The sequence below is a fragment of the Mesorhizobium sp. C432A genome (assembly GCF_030323145.1).
GTDB lineage: Bacteria > Pseudomonadota > Alphaproteobacteria > Rhizobiales > Rhizobiaceae > Mesorhizobium.
The window spans coordinates 4,654,384-4,678,356 of the sequence record NZ_CP100470.1 but is presented as its reverse complement, the minus strand read 5'-3'; the positions used below and the strand labels follow the sequence as shown (position 1 = coordinate 4,678,356).

22 protein-coding genes are annotated in these 23,973 nt (G+C 60.4%); 14 read left to right on the top strand and 8 right to left on the bottom strand.

Features of this window, described 5'->3' with window-relative positions; genetic code table 11:
* Positions 1 to 48: 48 nt before the first annotated feature.
* Positions 49 to 453: an MAPEG family protein gene (locus tag NLY33_RS22895; protein ID WP_023708654.1), complete on the top strand. Its 405-nt coding sequence runs from the start codon at positions 49 to 51 to the stop codon at positions 451 to 453.
* 526 nt (positions 454 to 979) lie between these two features.
* Here NLY33_RS22895 and NLY33_RS22890 read toward each other — a convergent pair.
* Positions 980 to 1,972 carry an IS481 family transposase gene (locus tag NLY33_RS22890; RefSeq protein WP_023709719.1) on the bottom strand — a complete coding sequence of 331 codons (993 nt, stop codon included), beginning with the start codon at positions 1,970 to 1,972 and terminating at the stop codon, positions 980 to 982.
* 176 nt (positions 1,973 to 2,148) lie between these two features.
* On the opposite strand from NLY33_RS22890, the gene NLY33_RS22885 reads away from it, so the two are divergent.
* The 4 genes from NLY33_RS22885 to NLY33_RS22870 all read left to right on the top strand — a co-directional run bounded on the left by NLY33_RS22885 (position 2,149) and on the right by NLY33_RS22870 (position 4,976).
* Positions 2,149 to 2,784, top strand: a complete 636-nt coding sequence (locus NLY33_RS22885; protein ID WP_286439051.1) for an SMP-30/gluconolactonase/LRE family protein — start codon at positions 2,149 to 2,151, stop codon at positions 2,782 to 2,784.
* Positions 2,751 to 3,053 (top strand): SMP-30/gluconolactonase/LRE family protein, encoded by a 303-nt coding sequence (locus NLY33_RS22880; RefSeq protein WP_286439049.1) that lies wholly within the window; start codon positions 2,751 to 2,753, stop codon positions 3,051 to 3,053. Before NLY33_RS22885 ends, NLY33_RS22880 begins: the two co-directional genes overlap by 34 nt.
* A gap of 68 nt (positions 3,054 to 3,121) precedes the next feature.
* Entirely contained in the window at positions 3,122 to 4,294 is a 1,173-nt protein-coding gene (locus NLY33_RS22875; RefSeq protein WP_023724766.1) for an alpha-hydroxy acid oxidase, read from the top strand.
* Positions 4,287 to 4,976 carry an RraA family protein gene (locus NLY33_RS22870; RefSeq protein WP_023682289.1) on the top strand — a complete coding sequence of 230 codons (690 nt, stop codon included), beginning with the start codon at positions 4,287 to 4,289 and terminating at the stop codon, positions 4,974 to 4,976. Before NLY33_RS22875 ends, NLY33_RS22870 begins: the two co-directional genes overlap by 8 nt.
* Before the next feature lie 13 nt (positions 4,977 to 4,989).
* On the opposite strand, the gene NLY33_RS22865 is transcribed toward NLY33_RS22870, so the two are convergent.
* The 7 genes from NLY33_RS22865 to NLY33_RS22835 all read right to left on the bottom strand — a co-directional run bounded on the left by NLY33_RS22865 (position 4,990) and on the right by NLY33_RS22835 (position 13,390).
* Positions 4,990 to 5,943, bottom strand: coding sequence for a response regulator (locus NLY33_RS22865; RefSeq protein WP_023669440.1), 954 nt, complete (start codon positions 5,941 to 5,943; stop codon positions 4,990 to 4,992).
* Between the two features lie 64 nt (positions 5,944 to 6,007).
* Positions 6,008 to 7,027 carry a chemotaxis response regulator protein-glutamate methylesterase gene (locus tag NLY33_RS22860; protein ID WP_023705673.1) on the bottom strand — a complete coding sequence of 340 codons (1,020 nt, stop codon included), beginning with the start codon at positions 7,025 to 7,027 and terminating at the stop codon, positions 6,008 to 6,010.
* Between the two features lie 22 nt (positions 7,028 to 7,049).
* The gene (locus tag NLY33_RS22855) at positions 7,050 to 9,323 is read right to left on the bottom strand and encodes a hybrid sensor histidine kinase/response regulator (protein ID WP_023705672.1); all 2,274 of its coding nucleotides are present in this window, start codon (positions 9,321 to 9,323) and stop codon (positions 7,050 to 7,052) included.
* Positions 9,320 to 10,024 carry a chemotaxis protein CheW gene (locus tag NLY33_RS22850; protein ID WP_023705671.1) on the bottom strand — a complete coding sequence of 235 codons (705 nt, stop codon included), beginning with the start codon at positions 10,022 to 10,024 and terminating at the stop codon, positions 9,320 to 9,322. Before NLY33_RS22850 ends, NLY33_RS22855 begins: the two co-directional genes overlap by 4 nt.
* Positions 10,024 to 11,265, bottom strand: a complete 1,242-nt coding sequence (locus tag NLY33_RS22845) for a CheR family methyltransferase (RefSeq protein WP_023705670.1) — start codon at positions 11,263 to 11,265, stop codon at positions 10,024 to 10,026. Before NLY33_RS22845 ends, NLY33_RS22850 begins: the two co-directional genes overlap by 1 nt.
* Complete coding sequence (locus NLY33_RS22840) at positions 11,262 to 11,729, bottom strand: chemotaxis protein CheW (protein ID WP_023700505.1); 468 nt, start codon at positions 11,727 to 11,729, stop codon at positions 11,262 to 11,264. The genes NLY33_RS22845 and NLY33_RS22840 overlap by 4 nt, the downstream gene beginning before the upstream one ends.
* A gap of 23 nt (positions 11,730 to 11,752) precedes the next feature.
* Complete coding sequence (locus tag NLY33_RS22835) at positions 11,753 to 13,390, bottom strand: methyl-accepting chemotaxis protein (protein WP_023705668.1); 1,638 nt, start codon at positions 13,388 to 13,390, stop codon at positions 11,753 to 11,755.
* An 868-nt stretch (positions 13,391 to 14,258) separates the two neighbouring features.
* On the opposite strand from NLY33_RS22835, the gene nanR reads away from it, so the two are divergent.
* The 9 genes from nanR to NLY33_RS22790 all read left to right on the top strand — a co-directional run bounded on the left by nanR (position 14,259) and on the right by NLY33_RS22790 (position 23,891).
* Complete coding sequence (nanR, locus tag NLY33_RS22830; RefSeq protein WP_023705666.1) at positions 14,259 to 14,966, top strand: transcriptional regulator NanR; 708 nt, start codon at positions 14,259 to 14,261, stop codon at positions 14,964 to 14,966.
* Entirely contained in the window at positions 14,966 to 15,271 is a 306-nt protein-coding gene (locus NLY33_RS22825; protein WP_023669450.1) for a putative quinol monooxygenase, read from the top strand. Before nanR ends, NLY33_RS22825 begins: the two co-directional genes overlap by 1 nt.
* Before the next feature lie 47 nt (positions 15,272 to 15,318).
* Complete coding sequence (locus tag NLY33_RS22820; protein WP_023705665.1) at positions 15,319 to 16,095, top strand: HpcH/HpaI aldolase family protein; 777 nt, start codon at positions 15,319 to 15,321, stop codon at positions 16,093 to 16,095.
* A 14-nt stretch (positions 16,096 to 16,109) separates the two neighbouring features.
* Positions 16,110 to 17,162, top strand: a complete 1,053-nt coding sequence (locus NLY33_RS22815; RefSeq protein WP_023705664.1) for an NAD(P)-dependent oxidoreductase — start codon at positions 16,110 to 16,112, stop codon at positions 17,160 to 17,162.
* Between the two features lie 119 nt (positions 17,163 to 17,281).
* Positions 17,282 to 18,937 (top strand): extracellular solute-binding protein, encoded by a 1,656-nt coding sequence (locus NLY33_RS22810; RefSeq protein ID WP_023705663.1) that lies wholly within the window; start codon positions 17,282 to 17,284, stop codon positions 18,935 to 18,937.
* 87 nt (positions 18,938 to 19,024) lie between these two features.
* On the top strand, positions 19,025 to 19,966 hold the full coding sequence (locus NLY33_RS22805) for a carbohydrate ABC transporter permease (protein WP_023705662.1): 942 nt from the start codon (positions 19,025 to 19,027) through the stop codon (positions 19,964 to 19,966).
* A complete protein-coding gene (locus tag NLY33_RS22800) occupies positions 19,966 to 20,814 on the top strand; it encodes a carbohydrate ABC transporter permease (protein ID WP_050586890.1) in 849 nt (282 codons plus the stop codon). Before NLY33_RS22805 ends, NLY33_RS22800 begins: the two co-directional genes overlap by 1 nt.
* 12 nt (positions 20,815 to 20,826) lie before the next feature.
* Entirely contained in the window at positions 20,827 to 21,921 is a 1,095-nt protein-coding gene (locus NLY33_RS22795) for an ABC transporter ATP-binding protein (protein WP_023705660.1), read from the top strand.
* On the top strand, positions 21,918 to 23,891 hold the full coding sequence (locus tag NLY33_RS22790; protein ID WP_023705659.1) for a D-apionate lactonase family protein: 1,974 nt from the start codon (positions 21,918 to 21,920) through the stop codon (positions 23,889 to 23,891). Before NLY33_RS22795 ends, NLY33_RS22790 begins: the two co-directional genes overlap by 4 nt.
* Positions 23,892 to 23,973: the final 82 nt, after the last annotated feature.

Sequence of the window (23,973 nt, the reverse complement as noted above, 5' to 3'; positions counted from 1 at the left end):
TAGTTGATCGGCTACAACGACCTAGAGTGCTAGCAACGGGGAGGGCACATGTCGGCGAGTGCTTACGCATTGATTGGCTTCATCTCGTGGGCGCTGGCCCTGCTGATCGTGATGGAAGTTATCCGGAGCTACCTGGTGATCTCTGGGCAAGTCCCGGCAAACGGCTTTACGCCAGATAACGGAGCCCTCTCCCCGTTTATGCGGAGGTTAGCCCGTGCCCACGCCAACTGCATTGAAGGGCTTCCAATCTTCGGAGGTCTGCTCGGAGTCGCGATCATCATTTCAAAGACAGATGTCACGGATCCCTTGGCCTCCACGATGTTAGGCGCACGTATAGTGCAGTCGGTGATCCACCTCGTCTCAACCAGCCAACTCGCGGTCAGTCTCAGGTTCACCGCGTTCGCTGTGCAAATGGTGATTGGTGCGTATTGGTGCTGGTTGCTTTTGATCTGAAGAGTGGCGGAGCCCCGACGCAAAAGTGAGCCACCTCGATTCCGGGAGCCTTGGCAAACCCACTCCGGATCGTGACCCGAAAGACTGTCCCTTTTGACAGGCGAGCGAACCGCAAAACTGGCAGTGGCAAAACCGCCGTTGAGGCATGATATTGCTGTTGGATTTTGGGGCTACTCCCCAGCTTCGGAGAAGGATCGGCGTTCAGAGAGCAATTTGCACGCCTGGGCGCTGCGGCGCTCCCCAGCTTTTGGCCACACGCACGCCCTGCAAACGCTCGGCTCAAGAGCGCCTGGCAGCGGAGCAGAGAATTGTTGGACTTTGTGAGTGTTAGAGGGAGAGGAACTGAGATTCAACCTTCTCCACCTGCACTTGTTCCTTGCACGCTGGCCTCAGCAGCACCTAATCCTGCCACCCAACCTGGAGGAGCAAGCCAGTGCTACCGAGCTATGTAGACACCGATCGGCTCGCGCTGTAGCCATAGGCCTCCGCCCGTCGGGGTTCACCGGCGCCGGGGTGGGGGGGCGGCCTAGGTGTTTAGTCCCAAGGTTTGATGGGTTGGATCGAGCCTGAATCGTTCGGGCTCTTTTGTCCAGATTTTGCAGATGTATTCAAAGGGCGTGAGGCCCTTGAGGATCTTCAGTCGACGGCCGAAATTATAGGCTAAGACGAAATCGGCGAGATGCTGGCGCAGTTGGTCATGGCTCTCGTAGTAGAAGCGTTTGACGGTCGCATCCTTGATCGTGCGGTTCATGCGTTCGACCTGGCCGTTGGTCCATGGGTGCCTTGGCTTTGTCGTTCGGTGGTCGATATCGGCCTTGGCGCAAGTATGTTCGAAGGCGTGCGCCCATATGATTTCTCCCGCCGCCATGGCTTCCTTGATCAGCGGAACGGCCGAGCCGCCGGCACCTGGGGTCGTGAACTGAATGCCGTTGTCGGTAAGCACTGTGTGGATCTTGTAAGGGACAGCATCAAGAAGATGGCGCAGGAAATCGGCGGAGACCGCTGTCGTTGCCTTCTCGTGCAGCTCGACGAAAGCGAACTTCGAGGTCCGATCTATGGCCACGAACATATGCAGCTTGCCCTGCTCGGTTCGGACCTCGGCGACGTCGATATGGAAGTAGCCGATTGGATAGGCCTTGAACTTCTTCCTTGCCGGCTTGTCGCCCTCGACATCCGGCAACCTGCCTATCCCGTGACGCTGCAGGCAGCGATGCAAGGATGACCGCGACAGATGCGGGATCGTCGGTTGGAGAGCATAGAGGCAATCGTCCAGTGGCAGCAGCGTATAACGCCGAAAGGCGACGATGACCGCCTCTTCCTCAGTCGATAGCACTGTCGACTTCGGATCTCTGGGGCCAGTCGGAAGATCGGCGGCCGACGTCCGGTTCCTCCACTTCCTAACCGTCTTCTGATTGATGCCGTAGCGCTTCGCCAGCGCCCTCAGGCTCTCTTGACTATGCTGTATCGCTCGACGGATCGCCTCTGTCGTCGTGGCGCTCCCATGAAGAACCTGGCCCATAGCGCATCCTTTGATTCGGACGAAAAGTATGCGCCATCAAAGCCTGGGATCAAACACCTAGGGGGCCCAGCAACGCGCACGTCAGCCAAGCTATCTTTGACTCGCCGGGTCCGGAGACCGCCAGGCTGGATTATACCCGACAAATCTTGTTAGGCTGCCGTTCTGGGGGTCGCACGATGAACGAGGTTGAAAAGCTGGCCGTCGAGGTTGTCGCGACCGGCCTTGGCTGGCCCGAGGGCCCGACGGTGCTGCCCGATGGCCGAATTGTCATCGTCGAAAGCTATCGCAGCCAGCTGACGGCCATAGATCGCGACGGAAGTGCTCGCCAGTTCGCGTATGTTGCCGGAGCGCCCAACGCCTGCGTTCTCGGATCGGATGACCTGCTCTATGTCTGCCAGAACGGCGGCACGACCGGACCTTGGCGGGCCGCGGACATGACGACGCCATCGATCCAGCGGGTTGCCGAAGGCGGAAAGCCGGAAATCCTGCTGAGCGAAGTCGCGGGCATTCGGCTCAATGGGCCAAACGATCTTGTATTTGCTGCTGACGGCCGGCTCATCTTCAGCGATCCCGGCACATACAACCCGGGGAATCCGGACCCAAGCTACATTTTTGCCGTCAACCCCGATGGCAGTGCTTACCTTGCTCTCGGTTTCGACAAGCCGACCTTCCCCAATGGTGTGGCGATCGAAGCCGACGGCTCGATCATTTGGGGGAGTCCTATACGGGGCGCGTCAAGCGGCAGCGTCCGGATGGTTCCGTCGAAGACCTGGGCCGCTTGCCTGGGGCCAATCCGATCCCGGACGGGCTGAAGGTCGGAGCCGATGGCCGCCTTTATGTCACGGATATTGCCGCCAACGGCATTCACGTTCTGAAGCCCAACGGCACAGCGGAGGGTTTCTTCGTCTGCGGCAAGGCAACGACCAACTGCGTCTTCTCGGGCGAGATGCTTTGGGTGACAAATGCCGGCGTGCTGGCGACCGGCAGCGATCCCTCCTTTGAGGGAACACTCTCCTGCGTGCGTGTTCCGGGAGGCGGTGGACCGACGCATCATGGTCGCATCGGCGGAAAGCAACCGTGAGTAGCTCCTCGTCCGCCTCAAACACAGGCGATGACCGCGGTGCCGGCGGTGCGGCATCGTCTGCTTCGATGGCGGCGTTGAAGTGCCTGTACAGCGTGGCCGCGGTCCGCGTCGCCGCGCGGCGGACTTTGCCACGCCCGGTGTTCGACTTCGCCGATGGCGGTGCCGAGGATGAGCGAACGCTGCGCCGGAACGAGCAAGCTTTTAACGAGGTTGCCATTCTGCCGCGACCACTCAACGGTGCAACGACGCGAGACCTTTCCCTTGACCTCTTCGGCGCGAAACTTGCCATCCCGCTGGGCATCGCGCCAACCGGCCTGGCTGGGCTGTTCTGGCCCGACGGCGAGCGCGCAGCCGCCCGAGCCGCAGCGGCCGCAGGGACATTCTACTGCGCCAGCCACGGATCGGTCTGCACGCTGGAGGATATAGCAGCCACCGGAAGTAGCCCACGGTGGATGCAGGTGTTCGTCTATACCGATCGCGGCTTCACCCGAGAAATGGTGGATCGGGCGCGTGCCTCAAGCTACGACGCGCTGGTGCTCACCATTGATAACCAGATGCTTGGCAACCGTGAACGCGACATCCGCAACGGTTTTGCCATCCCGCCGCGCTTCGGTGTGGCCGGAACCCTCGCGGCCGCCACCAAGGCGGCGTGGCTTCTTCGTATGCGCACCCGACTCCCGAAACTGACTTTCGGCAACTACGCGCGCCCCGGAGATACGGCGACGGTCGGTGCATTGGCGGGCCGAATGGCCGCAATGCTCGATCCCGGACTCTCCTGGGCCGATGTCGACTGGCTGCGCACTGTCTGGTCCGGACCGTTGTTGCTGAAAGGCGTCCTGCATCCCAGCGAAGCCGCCGAGGCTGTAGCCCGAGGAATCGACGGCATCATCGTATCCAATCATGGGGGACGTCAGCTTGACGGCGCCGCCGCATCCCTGGACGCGTTGACGGCGGTTGTCGCGGCTGTCGCCGGCCGCGTACCAGTGCTTATCGACGGCGGCATCAGGCGAGGCTCTGACGTCGTCAAGGCCCTGGCGCTCGGCGCCTCGTGCTGTCTGATCGGGCGGCCGCAGTTGTGGGGGCTCGCGGTCGCCGGCGAGGAGGGGGTACGCCACGTGCTCGAACTCTACCGCAAGGAGATCGACCGCGTCATGGGACTGATGGGCGCGCGGAGCCTGCGCGACCTCGGGCCGGACTGTATTTCGTTCGTTCAGGGAATGGGGCCGCTACATGATTGAAGACCCACCACTGCTCACCATCAAGCGCCGTTTCGAACGGCCCGCAGCAGAAATCATCAGTGCTTTTGCGGGCGTGCCGGTTAGCCAGGTCGTAGACGCGATGGGGGGACGCGGCGCCTTGCATTATGCGATCAAGCCACTGTCGCCAGCTACTGCGACGATGGTCGGCGTCGCCGTGACCTGTCACTGCGGTCCCGCCGACAACCTCGCCCTGTTTGGAGCACTGGATGCCGCAGCAAGTGGCGATGTCATCGTCGCGGCCACCGACAGCTTTGCCGGTACCGCGGTAACTGGCGATCTCGTGCTCGGCATGGCGCGCAACAAGGGGGTCGCCGGCTTCATCACTGACGGCCTGGTGCGCGACGTTGTCGGGATCGAGGCGGTCGGGTTGCCGGTTTACTGTGCCGGGGTCATTGCGAATTCGCCTGCGCGAAATGGTCCAGGCACGGTCGGATTCCCGGTGGTGCTGGGAGGAGTGACTATCTCGCCGGGAGACATACTGGTCGGCGACCGCGACGGTGTCGCCGTGGTGCCTCGCCTGGAGGCTGAGACTGTGCTGGCCCGGCTCTCCGCCATCAGGGCGGCTGAGAAAACTCTTGATGGCCTGGTGCGGCAAGGTCTCGAGATGCCCGACTTTGCCAAGGTCGTCCTCAAATCGAACAGGGCGCGCTTCGTTGACTGAGATGTGAGCTTCTCTAGCTGCGGGACATATGAAGCGCAACACGATTTCGTCCTTCCGATTTGGCACGAAACAGAGCCAAATCGGCGGCATTGACGAAATCGTTTGGCGTCTCGTTCTCGGTGGGCACCGCTGTTGCGACGCCGACGCTGATGGTCACGCGATCCGGGCCGTGGGGTATGTTCAACTCCCGCACGCTCTGGACGAGCCGCTCGGCGATCGCACTGGATTGTTCCAGTATAGTGTCGACCAACACGATGACGAACTCTTCGCCTCCGTACCGCGCAGCGAGATCGGTGGAGCGGCCGGAACCGCTCTGGATTACGCGGGCGATTTGCTTGAGCACATCGTCGCCGGCCATATGGCCATAGGTATCGTTGTATCGTTTGAAGTTGTCGGCATCGATCATCAACAGCGACAGTGGGGACTGTGCGCGAAAAGCGCGTTTCCATTCAGCCGCCAGATATTCGTCAAAATAGCGCCTGTTGCCGAGACCCGTCAGGCCATCGATCCGCGTCAGACGTTCAAGCTCTAGATTTGCACTGATCAGCTGTCGCTGGCTTTCCCTCAGCGCTCGGTGTGCCGAGTCTCGCTGGACGTGATCCAGATAGGCCCGCGTGTGATATCGAATGCGTGCAATCAACTCGATACGATCCGGCAGTTTGACGAGATAGTCGTTCGCGCCCGCAGCGAAGGCTTCGCCCTTGGTGGCTGGATCTTCCTTGCTCGACAGCACAATGACTGGCACCGCGCGTGTCGACGCATGCTTCCTGTATTCTCGCACCAGATGCAGCCCATCGACCCCTGGCATCACGAGATCCTGCAGGATAACGGTTGGCTTTACCTCATCCGCGACCGTCATCGCTCTCAACGGGTCGGTGCAGAAGTGTAAGGAAATATCGGGCTCGTTGGCTAGAGCGCGCCTGACCGCCTCGCAAACCATGATCTGATCATCGATGAGCAGAACCATGGATGAATAGTTATCTGCGAGTGGCGGGACCAACTCTGGTTCTTGCGTCATCGGAAGGGGCCTTTCACGTGGAGCGCTCGCAGGCTTCGATTATACGTGAGCCGATCGCACCCAAAGGAAGAATATCAACAGCCGCGCCGATGTCGGCGGCGGCCTTCGGCATGCCATAGACGGCACTGGTTGCTCTATCCTGCGCGATTGTGAGATGCCCCTTGTCACGGAGCTGTCTCAGCCCGCGCGCACCATCCCTGCCCATGCCTGTGAGCAGAACACCAATCACCGGGCCAGGCCACCATTGCGCCGCACTTTCGAAGAACACATCTACGGACGGCCGATAAACATTGTCCTTGGGGCTGGGCGTATAGCCAAGTTGCTGAGCTGACTTGAAAACCAGATGATCCGCAGAACTGGCAACGAGAACGGTGCCCGCTTGAGGGCTATCCCTTTCCCCCGCCGGACGGATCGGGAGACGCGTATGCTGCCCTAGCCAATCAACAAGGCCTGGAACGAACTGAGCATCGAGATGCTGGACGAGCACAATCGCGCCGCCAAAATCAACGGGAAACGCGCTCAGGACTGCGGCAACGGCAGCCGGCCCGCCCGCAGAGGCGCCGATTGCTATCAGGCGTCGAGTTGACGGCTCAGCCGCACGTGACATCCGCCTTTTTGCCTGGGTAGGCGCATCACCGATCAGCTTGCCTATCGTTAGTATCTTGTTCGTCAAAAGCCGGGCGGATTGCGAGGACGCGTTGCCTTCGATGCCCACTGACGGAATATCGACTGCGTCAAGCGCGCCATGACCCATTGCTTCGTAGACGCCGGCGAGGTTGGCTTCGATACTGGCGGTCACCAGCAAGATTGAGCACGGGGTTTCCGCCATGATTCTGCGGGTCGCTTCCACGCCGTCCATCTCTGGCATCGCTAGATCCATGAGTATCAGATCCGGCAGATCACGTCTGCAGACCTCGACCGCCTCACGCCCATTAGTCGCGATCCACGCGACCTGATGTTCGCCGGTCAACAGAACCAGTCGACGCAGAAGTTCAACCGCCATCGGCATGTCGTTAACTACGCCGATTCTCATTCGCTGGCTTCCAATCTCGATCTCATTCAGCCGCCTCGCCAATCATGTCCACGACGGCATGGATCAGCGCCTCGTCCTGAAAACTACTCTTGGTCAGATAATAGTCCGCACCTGCGTCGAGCCCGCGCGCGCGATCTTCTTCCCGATCCTTGTATGAAACGATCATAATGGGTGTGTTCTTGAGATCAGCATCCTTTCTGATCAAACTCACCAGCTCGATGCCATCCATGCGAGGCATGTCGATGTCGGTGACGACGAGATCGAAAGGACCAGACCGGACGGCATTCCACCCGTCCATGCCGTCTACCGCCACTTCGACCTCATAACCGTAATTGCCGAGCATCTTGCGCTGGAGTTCGCGAACCGTCAGTGAATCGTCAATCACGAGCACGCGCTTGCGCCTGCTCGCTTCGGGACCGCCCGCGGCGCGCCGAAGAGCTCGAAATCCGCTGGACGATGCAAGCTTTTCCACCGATCGGATCAGATCGTCGACGTCGAAGATCAGAACAGGCGAACCGTCTTCCATCAGGGCCGCTGCGCTGATGTCCTTGATCTTGGCAAACCGTGGATCGAGAGGTCTGATCACTAACTCGCGTTCCCCGAGAAAACGGTCAACGATCAGGCCGTACGCATCGCCCCGACCCGCATCCACGACGACGACCGATAGTTCGTTCGGTTCCGATCCGGGCTCACCTCGATCGAGCACCTCGCGAGCGGTGACCAGCCCGATCTGTCGATCGTTCAATCGAAAATGCGGCCGGCCCTGCAGGACGTTGATCTCCGTCCGTTGCAGTTTCAAAGTCTTGGAAATGGCAGCGAGTGGAAAAGCATAGGGCTCTCCATCGACATCGACGAGCAGCGTGCGGAGGACCGACAGTGTCAGCGGCAATTGCAGTTGAAATCGGGTTCCGTGGCCAAATTCTGAGGAGACGCTTGCGACTCCCCGGACTTCCTTCGTCATGGCTTGCACTGCATCGAGCCCCACACCGCGACCTGAGACGTCGGTAAGGCCCGCTTTCATGGAAAAGCCTGGCAGAAACAGAAACGCGAGCAATTCGCTTTCGCTGAGTGTTTCAGCACTTTCCCTGGTTGCAAGTTGCCGGGCGACGACGGCCTCGCGCAGCTTCGAGAGCTCTATCCCCCTGCCGTCGTCCACCACGGCTATCTGCAGCAGCCCGGCATTGTGCCTCGCTTCGAGCCTGATGAGCCCCTCTTCGGGTTTGCCCATCGCGAGGCGCTCCTCAGGCGGTTCAAGCCCATGGTCTACAGCGTTGCGCAGAAGGTGCCCCAAAGGGGCATCGAGCTGCTCGAGGATATCGCGGTCGATGCCGGTCGAGCCGCCTACGATCTCCAGTCGCACCCGCTTGCCAAGGGTACGACCGAGGTCGCGGATCATTCTCGCATAGTGTCGCACGCCGTCCTCAAAAGGCCGCATCCGGCTCGCCAACGTTTCGTCGTACAATCTGTTGGCAAGATCGGTCGCTTTCCGATCCACTGAATCCAACTCATCGAAACGCTCCGCCAGGAACGCTTGGCTCAACCGAAGCTTTCGCTGCGCTTCAGCCAGCGCCTCCACCACCGCCGCATCGTTTGAAACCGGCGGCAGCACTGCATGAAGATTGTCGAATGCACTTGCGAGGTCCGATTGAAGTCGCTTCAGCCGTAGCAGCCCGTCAGCGAATGGCCTGAGCCGCCGAGCTTCCATCAGCGACTCGCCAGCCAGCCCGAGCAATCGGTTCAGGCTGTCTGCCGTCACCCGAACCATTCTATCAGAGCTGATGCTGCCGTGGGCTTGCGGCACCGCCCCAACGAGGAGGTTCGCTGAAGAGGTCGTCGCCAGTTGCTCCTGGGCATGATCTGGAGTTGCGAAATCAGCTGCAGAATCTTGGGGCCCGGGCTTTGCCTGGGGGAGGGACAACCCCTCGAACTTCGCGAGAAAGGTTTCGACTTCTGAGTTGGCGCTTTCGCTCGATGATCCCGATGCGATCAATTTCAAAAGGTCAGAACCTTGCAGAAGCGCGTCTATATGCTCCCGTCGCACCCTCAGATGCCCGCGTTGCGCTGCGACCAGGCAGTCTTCCATCGCATTTGCAACTTTGACTGCGGGCATCAGGTCGATGATGCGGGCAGCTCCTTTCAGGGAATGCGCGGCACGCATGCATGCTTCCAGGGCGTCGGCGGCGATAGGATCGCGTTCGAGTGCCAGAAGTCCAGAGGTCAGAGCCCGTGACTGCGTCTCCAGTTCGGCCTGGAAGAGGCTGAGCATCGAAACCTGGCTGAAGTCTTCATCTGTCATGCGATGCTCCGATCCAGCATCGTGAGCAGTTGTCGTGGATCGAGACAGCCAACGGCTCGTCCTTGCCATGGCAGCACGGCAACCGTAGCGGCCGACAGTGCCTTGCCAATCATGGCCGGAACAGCGAGAGTGTCGCGTTCCTGGTACCGATGTAAGCCGTGGATCTCATCAACCATAAAAGCAACCCGCTTGTCGCGCTCGCCTACCACGACAAGGCGGCGAAATACCTTGGTTCGTGTGCCTTGTTCCCCTTCCTTGCGCTCGTCTATCCCGAGCAATTCGGCCAGGGACAGGCAAATAAGCAATTCACCACGGACATTCGCAATGCCGAGCAGTGCACTGTTCCTGCGATGTGGAAGTGAATGAACGCGACGAGATTCAGCCACTTCATGAAAAATACCGACCGGAAGTGCCAGCCATTCCTCCCCCAAACGGAAGAGAACGGCCGTCTGCAGCGCGTCGCTGTCTGCCGAATCGATCCCTGCACGACCAGCCTTGTCAGGCCATTCGTCGCGAGATGCCGAGGGAGCTGCACGGTCGAGGAGGCGTCGTGCGATCTTCTTGTAGGTCGGGCAATTGCGGCAGTGGAGATGCTGCTCTAGTAGCGGACATGACTTGTCACCCCGTACGCCTATTTGCCGCCAGCAGTCGTTGATTTCGATCTCCTCCACCGGCTGAGCGATCCTTGTCGAAGCCGCCATCAACTGCCGCTCCTTTTCTGGACCCGACCCAGCCGGCCGGCCAGCGCCTCGGCGCCGTTATGGTCGCCTTGCTTGCTAAGCAGCAAGGCCAGATGGACAAGAGCTTCTCGATGATTTGGCGCGAGATAGAGCGCCTTGCGATAACTTTGCGCGGCTTCGGGTGCAGAACCATCCGCATCCTGGACGAGGCCCAGCAGGTAGAAGATTTCTGCGGAAGGACCGAACTCCCTGAGATGCGCCAGGGCGACCTCCTGTGCCTCCTTTACGCGTCCTGCATTGGCGATCCGTTCAACCGCGATGAGGCTTTCCGAGGCGCGTGCAAGCGGCTTGGCCGGAGCCTGCCCGCGGCCTTCATTGCCACTTGTCGGTCGGAACGGACGAAGAGGCTCGCTCTTGTTGACCTTAGGGCTTGGCGTCCGCACCGGGACGGCGGCCGAAACCTTCGGCGCCGTGGTCTTGACGGGCTCCGATTTCAGAAAGGCGAAGGCCAATGGCCATTCAGCGGAAAGAAAGCCATGCACCCTTGGAAGAGCTGCTTCCGCCGGACCGACCAGAAGAAGTCCGTCTTTGGCCAGCAGGTCCTTCAGGCAGATCAATGCGCGATCCTGCAGCTCTCGATTGAAATAGATCAGCAAATTGCGGCAAAGCAGGATGTCATAGACCTCTTGCCCGAAAGGCGCGTGAGAACCGAACAAGTTTCCTACCATGAACCGAACCTGTTTCAGCACCCCAGCAACAGGCCGCAACCCGCCCTCGGCCGCTTCGAAATAGCGATCCTTGAATTCTAAATGGCTGCCGCGAAACGAATTGCGGCCATAGATGGCGTGTTCAGCCGTCGCGATATTGCGGCTGCTGACGTCCACGCCATCGATCTTGAACTCATGCGCCTCAAAGCCGGCATCGAACATGGCCATGGCGACCGAGTAAGCCTCTTCGCCGGTTGAACATGGCAGGCTCAGGATTCTTATCGGCTGAGCAGGCTTGTGCGCGCGCGCATGCCGCGCCAGCATCGTGAACGCTTCTCGGTCGCGAAAGAACCAGGTCTCTGGGATCACCACCGCATTGATCAGCTCCTGCAGCTCCTGCGAGGAACCGGCTAAGTGTTGCCTATAGGCCTGAGGGTTGGTTATCCGGCATGCTTCCATCCGTTCTCTGACCGCCTGACGAACCACTGTCGGACCAACGCTGGCACTGTCCAGTCCAATGGTTTCCGTCAGGAGCTTTTCTATTGCTCCGGTCATTGATCACCTATTGCCGCCTGGCGGAGCAAAGCGGTACGAATCTCTTCCGAAAGCAGCGCTTCCACTTTGACCCACTGAATGATCTCCAAACCATCGGAAGCCACCGGCCCAAGATAGGGCGGGGTTCCTGGTTCCAGTCCGAACGGCGCGAAATCGGCCGGGTCTCGCTCGATCGTATCCGTCACCCGTTCCGCGATCAGCCCCAGCAGGCGTCGCTCGCCATCATCCGCCGGATAGCGCGTCACAACGATCCGGGTGCTCAACAGGCGCTCCGATGGTCGGCCAAGCGCAAGAAGGGTGACATCGATCAGGGGGATGGGTATTCCGTTATAGCTGACCAAACCCACCACACCAGTTGGCGCACCCGGAAGAACTTTCACGTCGATATAGGGCAGCACCTCTTCAATTTTGTGGACATCGATCAAGTAGCGATCCGGACCCATGCTGAAGGCGAGGAATAGCATTGTCACCTCCTACTGCCGGCTCGCTATGCTCGTAGCTTGAACCTCGATATGCTACTTCGCATGCCGCCTGAGACTTGATTGAGCTCGTCGATCGCGAGCGTCGATTGCTGAAGGGACTCGACTGTTTGCTGAGCTGCCTCGCTTAGCTGGGTTAGCGTGTCGCTGATCTGCCCCGCGCCGGTCGCCTGTGCTTGCATGCCTTCATTGGCGACTTCGAAACGTGGCACCAGCCCCTGAACCTGCTGAATGATCTCGAAGAGTTGCCCGCCGACCTGCTGGATGTCCTGCATACCCCGACGGACCTGCTCGGAAAACTTGTCCATGCCCATCACCCCGGCCGCGACTGCCGACTGGATGTCCTTGACCATTTGCTCGATATCGTAGGTGGAGACAGCTGTCTGGTCCGCGAGCCTTCGGATTTCCGTTGCCACCACTGCAAAACCCCGGCCATATTGGCCTGCCTTCTCCGCCTCGATGGAAGCGTTGAGCGACAACAGGTTCGTCTGATCGGCCACTTTGGTGATGGTCGTCACCACCTGATTGATGCTGCCGGCTTTCTCGCTCAGGATCGCCAGTTTGGAATTGATCGCGCCAGCCGCTTCCATGACCTGCTGCATGGTTTCTTCCATACGGGTCAGCCCCGCTTGCCCCCCGCCAGCCACGGCAGCGGTTTGTTCGGCAACTGTGGAGACCTCGTTCATCGTGCGGACCAGTTCGTTTGATGTGGCGGAGATTTCCTTGGCTGTCGCTCGGATTTCTGTTGTGGTCGCTGCGATTTCAGTCGCAGTTGCCTGCTGTTGCTTGGAGGTGGCGGCGATCTCAGTTATCGACGTGCCGACCTGTATGCTGGACCTTTGAACCTGACCAATGAGGGTTGTGAGATCGTCCGCCATTGCGTTGAAGCCGTCGGCAAGCACGCTGAATTCGTCTCGGCGCCTCAGATCGAGCCGTTCGCTGAAGTCGCCTTGCCGCATCAATTGAACCGCGTCGACCAAACGGGTGAGCGGACCTGTAATGGCGCGAAACAGCTGGTAACCCAAAAGAAGGGCTAGCCCGAGGGCTATCAACAAGCCAACGCTCAAACCGACTTCGGCCGTTCTGACGATCGAGCTGATCCGCTGCGTCGCGCTGTTTGCCTCGCCTCTGTGATCCTCAACCATGGCCTGCAGAGCGGACTGCAATTTTACAAAGATCGGCTCTACTTCGTTCTTGATAGCTGGGCTTTCATTGGGAGTTTCACCTTTCGACAAGGCAGCCCGGCTTGTTTCCAGCACAGCAGTTTCAGCCAGACGGAATTGGTTGGCGAGTTGTTTGACGGCTGCATAATTCTGCTTGTCGATATCGGAGACGATCGTTGCCTCATAGTCGTCCATCGACCGCTGCACCTGGTTGCGATTGGTCGTGATCGCGTTTGCAACCGTGCTTCTGTCTGACGGGTTGTCCTGAAGGGCATATTCCTGAAGCAGACTATGGGCCGCCATCTGGCCCGTCATGATCTCGGTACTGTGATAAAGGTCCGGAAGGATGCCCTTCTCGACCTCAGTCGCCTCCTCCCCCGCCTGAAGAAACCAGGCGTACGCGATGAGGGCTATCACGGACATGACCACCAGAACGGCTGCGAAACTGACGAGGATGCGGTGGCGTATTGTCAGACTCTTCATGGAACCGGTTCACCAATGGGGGGCATCGTGGGCTGCGCGACAAGCGCTCGTTCCGACATATTCGAAAAGGTGCGTCGAAAAGCGGTAGTCTGATGCTGAATGGTTTCTTTTCCGTTCCATAGCTAATGATGGCGAGGCGGCTCGCCAATCGGCGCCGCCAGAAGCGGTGGTCAAAGGACGACTGCCGTCCACGCACATCAGCCCGAGATCGGCTGGTTGGCACGCCGCGTCAGGAGGAGCGTGGATGAGTTGCTTGAGGCCACGAATTGAATGACTGCTTAGGCCAGGTCGAGGCAAGAAAGCCGACGTCCTGCTTGCTGCCCCTAAGCTGCCAGGCGGGAACGCGCCTCATATCAGCCGTCCAGCATGATCGTCGCTACTGAAAGCGGAATCGCCGAAACCAGATGTCGCAAACTGGCCAACGCGTAGATTGGCGTCGAGTGCGGGTTCGGCATTTGCAGGTGACGATAACTAAATGGCAAGCGCCCCCGCCTGAGGCCCTCAGGACTAAAAGATCTTGAGAAAACCAGTTTCAAATGCGCATCGTTCAATGTTGCAGCTCATAAGCAGGCGGTTGGGTAGGTCTCGGCCAGCACACGGCCCGGTGGCACTCACTGCGGTCCACACCGCAGTTGAAACTGACCACCCGACCCAGGGTTCGAAGACGGTCCCCGATCGGAACACCGAGCAGAGTGTGCTCGCGCTCCTCAAGTCACCGATATCCTTGGTGAAGACGTTGAAGGCGTGTGCAAAGGACGCCTCGACATCGGCGGAGTGATTAAACGGCTCGGCTACCGGATGCTTAGACATCGTTGACAAGGGTGCTATGGGATCATAACGTACCTGATTGGTATAACAGGTATGCCACATGATCGGAGTTCTGATCAAACAGCGGAAGCTTTCGGACGAGGTGGCAGCGCACCTCGAGCGGATGATCCGAGAGGGAGAGTTGGCCGAAGCCGACCGTCTCCCATCTGAACGGGAACTCATGCGGCAGTTCGGGGTAGGGCGGCCTTCCATCCGTGAGGCGCTGCTGCATCTGAGCAAAATGGGCCTTGTCGAGGTAAAATCGGGGGAGCGTGCCCGCGTCACTCGACCCACTCCTCAATTCGTGATCGACGCCCTTTCAGGGCCGGCTCGGCACATGATTTCGGCGCCGGGAGGAGTTCACGACTTCCAGAGCGCGCGGTTGTTTTTCGAGGTCGGCCTTGCCCGCAACGCCGCTGTGCATGCTACCCCGAAAGACATTGAGAGCCTCAAGGAGGCGCTCGAACTCAACCGTCAATCAATCGGCGACCTGGCGCGCTTCGAGCGCACGGACGTAGACTTCCATTACGTGCTGGCGGTAATCACCCGCAATCGGATCTTTACAGCTATTCACGCGGCGTTGGCTGAATGGTTGCTCGAACAGCGTCGCACCACATTGGCCAAGGGTGAAGACCGCAAGGCTTACCAGGCTCATCGCGAAATCTTCGAGGCCGTCGCCGCGCGCGATCCAGACGCGTCAGAGGCGGCCATGCGCAGCCATCTCGAATATGTGGCCAAGCGCTATCTGCAACTTGCGAGGCCCAAGTGATGACCGGATTTGTCGTCTGGGTCGATTTCCGCCTGAGGCCTGGTGCCCGGGACAGATTCCGAGAACTTGTCGACGCCAATGCGACCGCCTCGATGCGCACCGAGGCCGGCTGCCGCCGCTTTGACGTGACGGAGGCGCGCGGCGAACTGGATCGGGTCCTGCTCTATGAGATTTACGATAGCGAGGCCGCATTCGAGGACCACTGCCGCACCGCTCATTTCGACGAATTCAATACGCAGAGCGCGCCGCTCGTCGTGACCAAGTTGGTGACGACCTGCGACCTCGTTCTTGAAGCCACGCATTGAAGCGAACATAGGCGGATTGGCCCATTGGGGCGAACGGGAGGAAGTGCATGTCGGAGCCAAGTCTCAGGGCGTTAGCTTCTCACAGGCGGGTCAAGCTCGGTACGCTCGTCGCCGAGTTCGCCACGCCGGGAATCGGTCACATCCTGAAGTCCGCTGGCTGCGATTTCGTCTTTTTCGACATGGAGCATTCGGGATTTAACTTGGAAACGCTGAAGAGTGCGATCCGTTATTTCGAGGCGGCCGATCTGCCGGTGATGGTTCGTGTGCCATCGCAGGACTACCATTTCCTCGCCCGCGCCATGGACATGGGCGCCGAAGGCCTGATCGCGCCGATGGTGAGCAGCGTCGAACAGGCGCAGCACATCATCAACTCCATGAAATACCACCCTGCCGGCGCCCGCGGCGTGGCGCTGCAGATCGCTCATGACCGTTACCGTCCGGGCTCGGTCGCTGACAAATTCGAGGCCGCCAACAAGCGCTCGACGTTCATCTGCCTGATCGAGACCGCCGACGGCGTCAAGAACATTGACGGCATCGCGGGACTGGACGGGGTCGATTGTCTGTGGGTTGGGCATTTCGATCTGTCCGTCTCGCTCGGCATTCCTGGCGACTTCGCCCACCCCACTTTCACTGCTGCAATGGCCAAAATCGTGGCCGCCGCCAAGAAGCACAACAAATCGCTTGGACGCTTGGTGCCCAACGTCGCCCAGGGACACGAGTTCTACGCACAGGGCTTCGATTTCATATGTTATTCAGGCGACGTTTGGGTCCTGCACGACGCGATCGCCGACGCGGTTTCCAAGATCCGGGCCGGGTGCCAATAGGAGCGGAAGAGACGATGGACAGCGTGAAATTCAGGGTGGCGCTTTCCGGTGATTTCCGCAGGCCGGACGGCTCGCCGACCTACCCAGATTTCGATCTGGAGCCGCTGCGCAATGCGATAGGTGTCGAGATGGTGTTCCTGGAGTCAAACAGTCCGCTTCGCGGCGACCAACTTGAGAATTTCGATGCGCTGATCCTCCTCGCCCATCGTTTCGATGCCACGAGTGTCCCCAGGAGCGGCCGCCTGGCCGTCGTTGCCCGCTTCGGGGTCGGCTACGACACTGTCGACGTTGAGGCATGCACCGCAGCCGGTATTGCCTTGGTCATCACGCCCGATGGCGTGCGACGGCCCGTCGCCGTATCCGTCATCACCTTCATCCTGGCGCTGACCGGCAAGCTGCTGACAAAGGACGCGCTCACCCGCAAAGGGTCTGTTGGTTTTGAGAAGCGCTCCGAACATATGGGGGTCGGCCTCGTCGGGCGTACGCTTGGGTCGCTGGGCATCGGCAACATCGGTGCCGAGGTCTTCCGCTTGGCGAAGCCCTTTGACATGCAATTCATTGCCCATGACCCGTTTGCCGGCAAGGGGGTCGCTGCCGACCTGGGCGTCGAGCTGGTCGGGCTGGAGGATCTGTTTCGCCGCGCCGACGTGCTGTCGGTGAGTTGCCCCCTGTCGCCCCAGACCCACCACATCGTCAATGCTGAGCGGATCGCCCTGATGAAGCCGACAGCTTACCTGATCAACACCGCGCGCGGCCCGATCGTCGACCAGAAAGCGCTGACGCAAGCACTGCAGGAGCGCCGCATCGCCGGCGCCGGTCTCGACGTGCTGGAACAAGAGCCTCCCGACGCAGACGATGCGATCCTCAAACTCGACAATGTCATCCTGGCGCCGCACGCGCTTTGCTGGACCGACCAGTGCTTTGCTGGCAACGGTGCCGCCGACGTCAAAGCGGTAATCGAGGTGCAGCGTGGTCGCGAGCCGCGCGGCGTGGTCAATCGCGAGGTGCTTTCGAGCGAGCTGTGGAAGACCAGGCTGTCTGGGCTCGCCGCCCGCTTCGGAACCTAGGAGGAGACTGATTTTCGGCGCGCCGCCGCGGCCTCTTTGCGGCGACCTTACGGGAGGAAATGCTTGACCGCTGCGCCGGCGGCGAGTGAAGCAAAAGGAAAATGGGAGGACCAAGCACTATGAACGATCGTGAAAAACGTGACTTTCAGGCAGGCCTCGAAGCTGAGGTCGACGCCTTCATGCGCGGCGAAACCACCCGCCGAACTTTCATCACCCGCTTCGGTCAGATGACCGGTATGTTGGCCGTGTCCGGCCCGCTGCTGGGGATAATGACCGATTGGGCGCTGGCGCAGCAAACATTGGAATTGGCGGACGCCACGTCGCCGCTCGGCCAGGCGCAGGCCGCAGCCCTGAAAGCATCGAAGGGAGGGCCTGCGGACGGTTCCGCCTTTCGCGCGGCGGAGGCGGCCAAGGCGCATTCGGGCGTCACCCTCAACATGACCTACGAGGCTGGCCTGCAGGCACTCGACCCGCGCAATTTCAGTGGGCCGATGTGGGAGCAGCTTACCGGGATGAAGTCGAATGTCGTCGAGCTGTCGAACCCGGACCAGTACTCCAAGGCGGTCGCCGAGCACATCGCCGGCTCGGGTGCCTATGACGTCCTCGACATCTCGCCGGCCTGGACGCCGTCGCTTGCCGATGGCGGCGTCATCGCCCCTCTAGACGACTACATCGCCAAATACATGAACCCGGCAGACCTCGAGGACTATCATCCCCTGTACAAGGCGCTGCCGACCTACAAGGGTAAGATCTGGGGGTTCTTCGACGACGGCGACATGTTCGCTCTCTACTACCGCAAGGACATTTTCGAGGACCCTAAAATGGTGGAGGCTTACCAGGCGAAGTTCAACGCCAAGCTTGGACCGCCCAAGACATGGGAAGAATATGCCCAGATCGCCCAGTTCATCACCGACCAGATGGCGCCAAAGGTCTATGGCGCGGGACATTTCCGCAAGGCGGGCAGCCCCGGCAATCAGTTCGACTTTCTGCAGCAGTACCGGGCCAACGGCGGAAAACTCTTCGGCGACGACATGAAGGCAGGTTTGGTTTCGGATGCCGGCGTCAAGACGCTGACAAACATGCTCGCCGCAAACAAGGCCTCGATCCCCGGCAACAACGAGCTCGACGCCGTCTCCTTGTGGGCGGCTTTCCTGACCGGCAAAGTCGCGATGATCTATTCCTGGCCTCCTAGCGGCCGTATGGCGGCCAACTATTCGCAGTCGGCCACGGCAATCAACTTCATTCCGCAGTCCCAAATCGCCGGCAAGGTCGGCTATGCCGTGGTTCCGGGAAATCCGGAACATGCCACCGGCTACAACAAGGCACTGTCGGCCGACTCGCCCAACGCTGAGGCGGCGTATCTGTTCATGCAGTGGGTATGCTCGCCACCCGTCTCGCTGGCACGTTGCATGCTGCCCTACGCTCTACGCGACCCGTACCGCATCTCGCACTTCAAGTCCGAGCTCTACGGCGCGCTCTTCCCGAGTGCCAAGGAGTACCTTGCCAACCTCAACAACTCGGCAAATGTCGGTCTGCTCGACCCGATCATGCCAGGCGCGCAGGACTACTTCTTGAGCATCGATCGCATGTGCACGGCGGTGTGGGCTGGTGCGGATCCGAAGGCGTCGCTTGAAACGGCGGCCGCCGAGTGGAACGAGACGACCGACCGACTGGGTGTGGATTCGCAGAAGGGCTTCTACACCGAGTTCTTGAAACTGCCTGGCGCCACCGCCGACAACACGGTGGAAAAACTTGGCATGGCGGTCACCCTCTGAGGGCAGGCGGACTTCTCTGGAGCAATCGGTGTTGCGGGCGCTTGGCTCGCAACACCTCCCCGCTAAGCGGCGATTTTGGATACGCCTATGCAGCCCACCGCCACGATCCGTCGTTTGAAGGCAGCCGGCGCACCGCCCCGGCTGTCTGCCTTTGCTCAATGGGCAGACCGTCATTTCAAGTGGCTGCTGGTCGGCCCCGCTGTGCTGCTGATATTGGCACTGTCGATCTATCCGCTTCTGTTCTCGCTGGTGGTATCCTTCATCAACTACGACTTCCAGGTGCCGGGCCACGCCTTTGTCGGATTGAAGAACTTCGAGCGGGTCGTGTTCGATCCCGTAGCACGTTGGTCCCTGTTGCTGACAGCATCGCTGTCGGGCATCAGCGTCGCTATAGAATTCGTTCTCGGCCTCTTGGTGGCGCTGACAATGGTGCGCAGCTTTCCGGGCCGCGGTGTGATCATGTCGATCCTGATCGTGCCGCTGTTCATCAGTCCGGTCATCGTCGGCCAAGCCTGGACGCTGCTTTTACAGCGGCCTTTCGGACCGACGAACTATATCCTGACGCAACTATTGGGGCAGGAGGTTACGATCGGCTGGATGACGGAGCGCCCGTGGCTCTACGTCTCGCTGATCATCGCCGATGTCTGGCAGTGGACGCCGTTCATGTTCGTCATCCTGCTCGCCGGGCTGACCGCAATCCCACCCAATCTCTATGAGGCGGCAGAACTCGACGGCGTCAACGCCTGGCAGGTTTTTTGGGCGATCACGCTCCCGCATCTCGGGCCGATGATGCTGCTGGCGCTGACCTTCCGTCTGCTCGACGCAATCCGTATGTTCGACACCATTTTCATCATGACAGGGGGTGGCCCGGGAACACAAACCTACACGGCCTCCTATTATCTTTATACCATCGGCTTCACACAGTTTCATCTGTCGCAGGCAACAGCAGGAAGTTGGCTGTTCCTGATCTTTACGGCGCTCATCGTGACGTTGCTGGTGCGTCGGCTCTTGAAGGTAGAACCGGTCTGATGGCCGCCGTCGCGCCCGCCCGCCGCAGGAAACGCCGGTCGTTGCCGATCGGCCGAATTCTGCTGCTGGGGTTCTTCCTGGTGTTCGTGCTGTGGCCGCTCTACTGGATGTTCAACACCTCCATCAAGCCCAGCGACGACTACCTCACCGTACCGCCTGTCTGGTTCCCCGCCGCTCCGACGCTTGTCCACTACAAAGCTGCGCTGTTCGCCTATCGTGGTCTCGACGGGCTCATCAACAGCCTGATTATTTCGCTTTCGGCCACGGTGCTTTCGGCGCTGCTCGGCACGCTGATGGCCTATAGCCTGGCGCGCTACGACACCGGCGGCAAGCATCTGTCTTTCTGGGTGCTGTCGCAGCGCTTTTTGCCGCCGATCGGGATCGTGCTGCCGGTGTTCCTGATCTATCGCCAGGTCGGGCTCTACGACACTCATGTCGGCCTGATCATCGCCTATACGGTCTTCACGCTGCCGGTCTCGGTGTGGATGATGTTCGCCTATTTCCGCGGCATGCCGAAGTCGATGGAGGAGGCGGCCCTCGTCGATGGCTGCACGAGATGGGAGGCGTTCTGGCGCGTTGCCATGCCGCTCGCAGCACCGGGCATCGTCGCGGCGGCTGTCTTCGCCTTCATTGCATGCTGGACGGAGTTCTTCTTCGCTCTGATCTTGACCAGCCGAACTGCCTTTACACTGCCAACGGTCTTCCGCGCCTTCATCGGCTTCCAGGGCGCGCAATATGGCGAAGCCGCGGCCCTTGCCATCGTCTCCCTTGTGCCATCGATCGCCCTCGGGGTCCTTGCTCAACGTCATCTGGTGCGCGGGCTGACGCTCGGCGCCGTTCGCGGTTAGGAAAGCTCCCGCATGGCCGAAGTCAAAATTACCGGCTTGCACAAGCGCTACGGCGCGTTCCATGCCGTGCGCGGCATTGACCTCCACATCCGCGACGGCGAGTTCACCGTCCTGGTTGGACCGTCCGGCTGCGGCAAGTCCACGCTGCTCCGGACCATCGCCGGCCTGGAGGAGATATCGGAAGGCACGATCGAGATCGGCGGCGAGGTGGTCAATGATTTCCGGCCGCGCGATCGCGACGTGGCAATGGTGTTTCAAGATTATGCGCTCTATCCGCATATGAGCGTGGCCAAGAACATTGGCTTCGGCCTCAAGGCTCGCAAGATGCCGAAGCCAGAGGTCGAGGTGCGCGTGGCCGAGGCGGCACGCATGCTTGGCATCACTCCCTTGCTGGGGCGTTTTCCGCGCCAATTATCCGGTGGCCAGCGCCAGCGCGTCGCCATCGGCCGCGCCATAGTCCGCAACCCCCGCATCTTTCTGTTCGACGAGCCGCTGTCCAACCTCGACGCACAGCTTCGCGACGAAATGCGCGGCGAAATCAAACGCCTTCACCAGGACATTGCGACAACGATGATCTACGTCACCCATGACCAGATCGAAGCGATGACGTTGGCTGACCGTATCGTGCTGATGCGCGACGGGTTGATAGAGCAGCAGGGCGCGCCACTCGAGTTGTTCGAGCACCCGGCCTCAACGTTCGTCGCTGGGTTCCTGGGTTCGCCGCGGATGAGCTTCCTGCCAGGCACCCTTGCCTTGGACGCAGGCGCCGCTGCCATCCGGCTCGCAGATGCACTGCTACCCTTAGCGCCCGGCAGGGGGCTGAAGGGCGTCGCGGACGGACAGCAGGTGCTGCTCGGGTTGAGGCCAGAACACCTCACTCGTGCGCACACTGCCATGCCGGAGCAGGGCACGTTTCGCTATGAGGCAACGATCGACCTGCTGCAGCCGACCGGCTCGCGCAGTTACGCGACATTCCGACTGGCCGGCGCGCCGGTGATGGCTGAGCTGCAGGCGCACGATGTCAGCCGTCCGGGCGAGAAGCTTGCGATCGACATCAACATGAACCGGGCCTCGATCTTCGACGCCACGACGGAGCGGGCAATTTGACCTCGACAGCTTCCCTGGCAGTCCGCTTGTGTGGCACCGAACAGCTCGAGGCACCGCTGCGCACACTGCGCGCCGGATCATTGTCGGTCGCGTTCGACAATGGCGCCTTGCGTTACATCCGCATCGGGACGATCGAGATCTTGCGCGGAATCTCGTTTCTTGTACGGGACGAAAACTGGGGAACATGTACCACCGTTCTCGATGATCTGCGGATCGACGAGAGGCCGGATGCGTTCGCCATTGAATACCGTGCAACATGTGCCGCAACATCCGGCCGCCTGATTTACCGGGCGCGCGTCTCAGGCAGTGGCGATGGTGCGCTGTCGTTTGTGGCGGAGGCAGAGCCCGAGACTGACCTTTTGACGAATCGGACCGGCTTCGTGGTCCTTCATCCGATCGAGGGCTTGGCCGGCAAGCCGATAAAGGTGCTGCATGAGGATGGTCACGACGAGCTATCGTTCTTTCCGGACCACATCGATCCAAAATGTCCGTTCACCGACATCCGGGCGTTGTCGCACGAAATCGCGCCTGGGATCTGGGCGACATGCACCATGGAGGGTGATGCCTTTGAGATGGAGGACCAACGCAATTGGTCTGACGCCTCCTATAAAACATATGTCCGCCCTCTGCGTCGCCCGTGGCCTTACAGACTGCCCAGGGGCCAGAAATTCACGCAGGCCGTCCGGCTTCACGTGTCAGGAACGCTCCCTGCCGGGACGTCTGAAAATCGCAATCCACTCATCAACCTGACGATCGGCGGACCGGTCGGCCGAGTGCCCCGCACTGGCGTCGGCGTCGCCGCCGACGAGGCAAAGCACGCGCTCGAAACCCCCGAGCTCCTACGACGAATGGCTCCCCAGTGGATGGTCTGCCAGGTCGATCTCCGGATCGCACACGGCCAGGACGAACTAGAAAGCTACGCCGCGCTCGCACGGCTGACCGGCGCTGGCGTGGTCCTCGAGATTGTCACCAAGGGCACGCGCGATCCATTCGGCGAATTGGCGCCGGTCGCGGATGCTGTCCACTCACTCGGCCTCAAACTAGAAGCTGTCTCCGTCTTTCCGGCGCAGGACATGACATCCGTACAGCCGGGAGCACCGTGGCCGACTATGCCCAGCTTCCACGAAAGCTACTCCGCCGCTCGCCGGGCTTTCCCGGGCATCGCGCTGGGCGGCGGCATGGCCGCTTACTTCACCGAACTCAACCGCAAGCGTCCGCCAGCCGAAGCGCTCGACTACGTGACCTTCACCACCTGTCCCAGCGTGCACGCCGCAGATGATGTCTCGGTGATGGAGACACTTCAGGCAATCCCCCATCTAATCCGCTCCGCGCATGCTTTCATGGGGGAACGCTTGCCACTGCGTATCGGTCCCATCCAGCTCGGCTGCCGTGAGAACCCATACGGAAAATCCACTACGCCGAATGAAGCGAACGCTCGCGTCTGTCTATCGCGCATTGATCCTCGTCAGCGCGGGCTGTTCAATGCGGCTTGGACTGTCGGATATTTCGCGGCCTGCGCTCGCGAAGGAATCGAGGCCGTCGCGTTCGGTGACTTCGCCGGCCCCTTTGGCCAAATCCATAGGAAGGCTGATTTCGTGCAGCCATGGTATGATCAGCAGGATGGCCCAACGGTCTATCCCGCTTTCCATGTCTTGGCTGGTCTCTCAAAGCTCGGCGGAGCCACCTTGCTGTCCGTAGGAACTTCCGGCGCTGACGGCGTCGCCACGATCGCGGCTGAAAAAGATCGCCGCGTGACCCTGTGGGTCGCTAACCTTACCGCCAAGACGCAATCTGTGCGGCTTTCGGATTCGCCGAGCAGCGCCCGCATTGCTCTTCTCGGCGCCGAGCAGTTCGAGCGGGCGGCAACCGATCCCGACTTCATGGAAAGTTCCGCAAGACCGCTGGATGATCAAAGCATCTCGCTTGGCGCCTACGCCGTCGCGCGAGTCGACCTCGATCGATCGTCTTAGGCCTAGCCGATGTTCGCTGTTTGGCCAAACCCCCGTCAAAGATGAGGGTGGTAGTTCCATACTCTAAGGCAGCGCGTGGAAT

What these genes read in the sequence shown, in the direction of transcription:
- NLY33_RS22895 (WP_023708654.1), top strand. Translation starts at nt 49, where the DNA reads ATGTCGGCGAGTGCTTACGCATTGATTGGCTTCATCTCGTGGGCGCTG.
- NLY33_RS22890 (WP_023709719.1), bottom strand. Translation starts at nt 1,972, where the DNA reads ATGGGCCAGGTTCTTCATGGGAGCGCCACGACGACAGAGGCGATCCGT.
- NLY33_RS22885 (WP_286439051.1), top strand. Translation starts at nt 2,149, where the DNA reads ATGAACGAGGTTGAAAAGCTGGCCGTCGAGGTTGTCGCGACCGGCCTT.
- NLY33_RS22875 (WP_023724766.1), top strand. Translation starts at nt 3,122, where the DNA reads ATGGCGGCGTTGAAGTGCCTGTACAGCGTGGCCGCGGTCCGCGTCGCC.
- NLY33_RS22870 (WP_023682289.1), top strand. Translation starts at nt 4,287, where the DNA reads ATGATTGAAGACCCACCACTGCTCACCATCAAGCGCCGTTTCGAACGG.
- NLY33_RS22865 (WP_023669440.1), bottom strand. Translation starts at nt 5,943, where the DNA reads ATGGTTCTGCTCATCGATGATCAGATCATGGTTTGCGAGGCGGTCAGG.
- NLY33_RS22860 (WP_023705673.1), bottom strand. Translation starts at nt 7,027, where the DNA reads ATGAGAATCGGCGTAGTTAACGACATGCCGATGGCGGTTGAACTTCTG.
- NLY33_RS22855 (WP_023705672.1), bottom strand. Translation starts at nt 9,323, where the DNA reads ATGACAGATGAAGACTTCAGCCAGGTTTCGATGCTCAGCCTCTTCCAG.
- NLY33_RS22850 (WP_023705671.1), bottom strand. Translation starts at nt 10,024, where the DNA reads ATGGCGGCTTCGACAAGGATCGCTCAGCCGGTGGAGGAGATCGAAATC.
- NLY33_RS22845 (WP_023705670.1), bottom strand. Translation starts at nt 11,265, where the DNA reads ATGACCGGAGCAATAGAAAAGCTCCTGACGGAAACCATTGGACTGGAC.
- NLY33_RS22840 (WP_023700505.1), bottom strand. Translation starts at nt 11,729, where the DNA reads ATGCTATTCCTCGCCTTCAGCATGGGTCCGGATCGCTACTTGATCGAT.
- NLY33_RS22835 (WP_023705668.1), bottom strand. Translation starts at nt 13,390, where the DNA reads ATGAAGAGTCTGACAATACGCCACCGCATCCTCGTCAGTTTCGCAGCC.
- nanR (WP_023705666.1), top strand. Translation starts at nt 14,259, where the DNA reads ATGATCGGAGTTCTGATCAAACAGCGGAAGCTTTCGGACGAGGTGGCA.
- NLY33_RS22825 (WP_023669450.1), top strand. Translation starts at nt 14,966, where the DNA reads ATGACCGGATTTGTCGTCTGGGTCGATTTCCGCCTGAGGCCTGGTGCC.
- NLY33_RS22820 (WP_023705665.1), top strand. Translation starts at nt 15,319, where the DNA reads ATGTCGGAGCCAAGTCTCAGGGCGTTAGCTTCTCACAGGCGGGTCAAG.
- NLY33_RS22815 (WP_023705664.1), top strand. Translation starts at nt 16,110, where the DNA reads ATGGACAGCGTGAAATTCAGGGTGGCGCTTTCCGGTGATTTCCGCAGG.
- NLY33_RS22810 (WP_023705663.1), top strand. Translation starts at nt 17,282, where the DNA reads ATGAACGATCGTGAAAAACGTGACTTTCAGGCAGGCCTCGAAGCTGAG.
- NLY33_RS22805 (WP_023705662.1), top strand. Translation starts at nt 19,025, where the DNA reads ATGCAGCCCACCGCCACGATCCGTCGTTTGAAGGCAGCCGGCGCACCG.
- NLY33_RS22800 (WP_050586890.1), top strand. Translation starts at nt 19,966, where the DNA reads ATGGCCGCCGTCGCGCCCGCCCGCCGCAGGAAACGCCGGTCGTTGCCG.
- NLY33_RS22795 (WP_023705660.1), top strand. Translation starts at nt 20,827, where the DNA reads ATGGCCGAAGTCAAAATTACCGGCTTGCACAAGCGCTACGGCGCGTTC.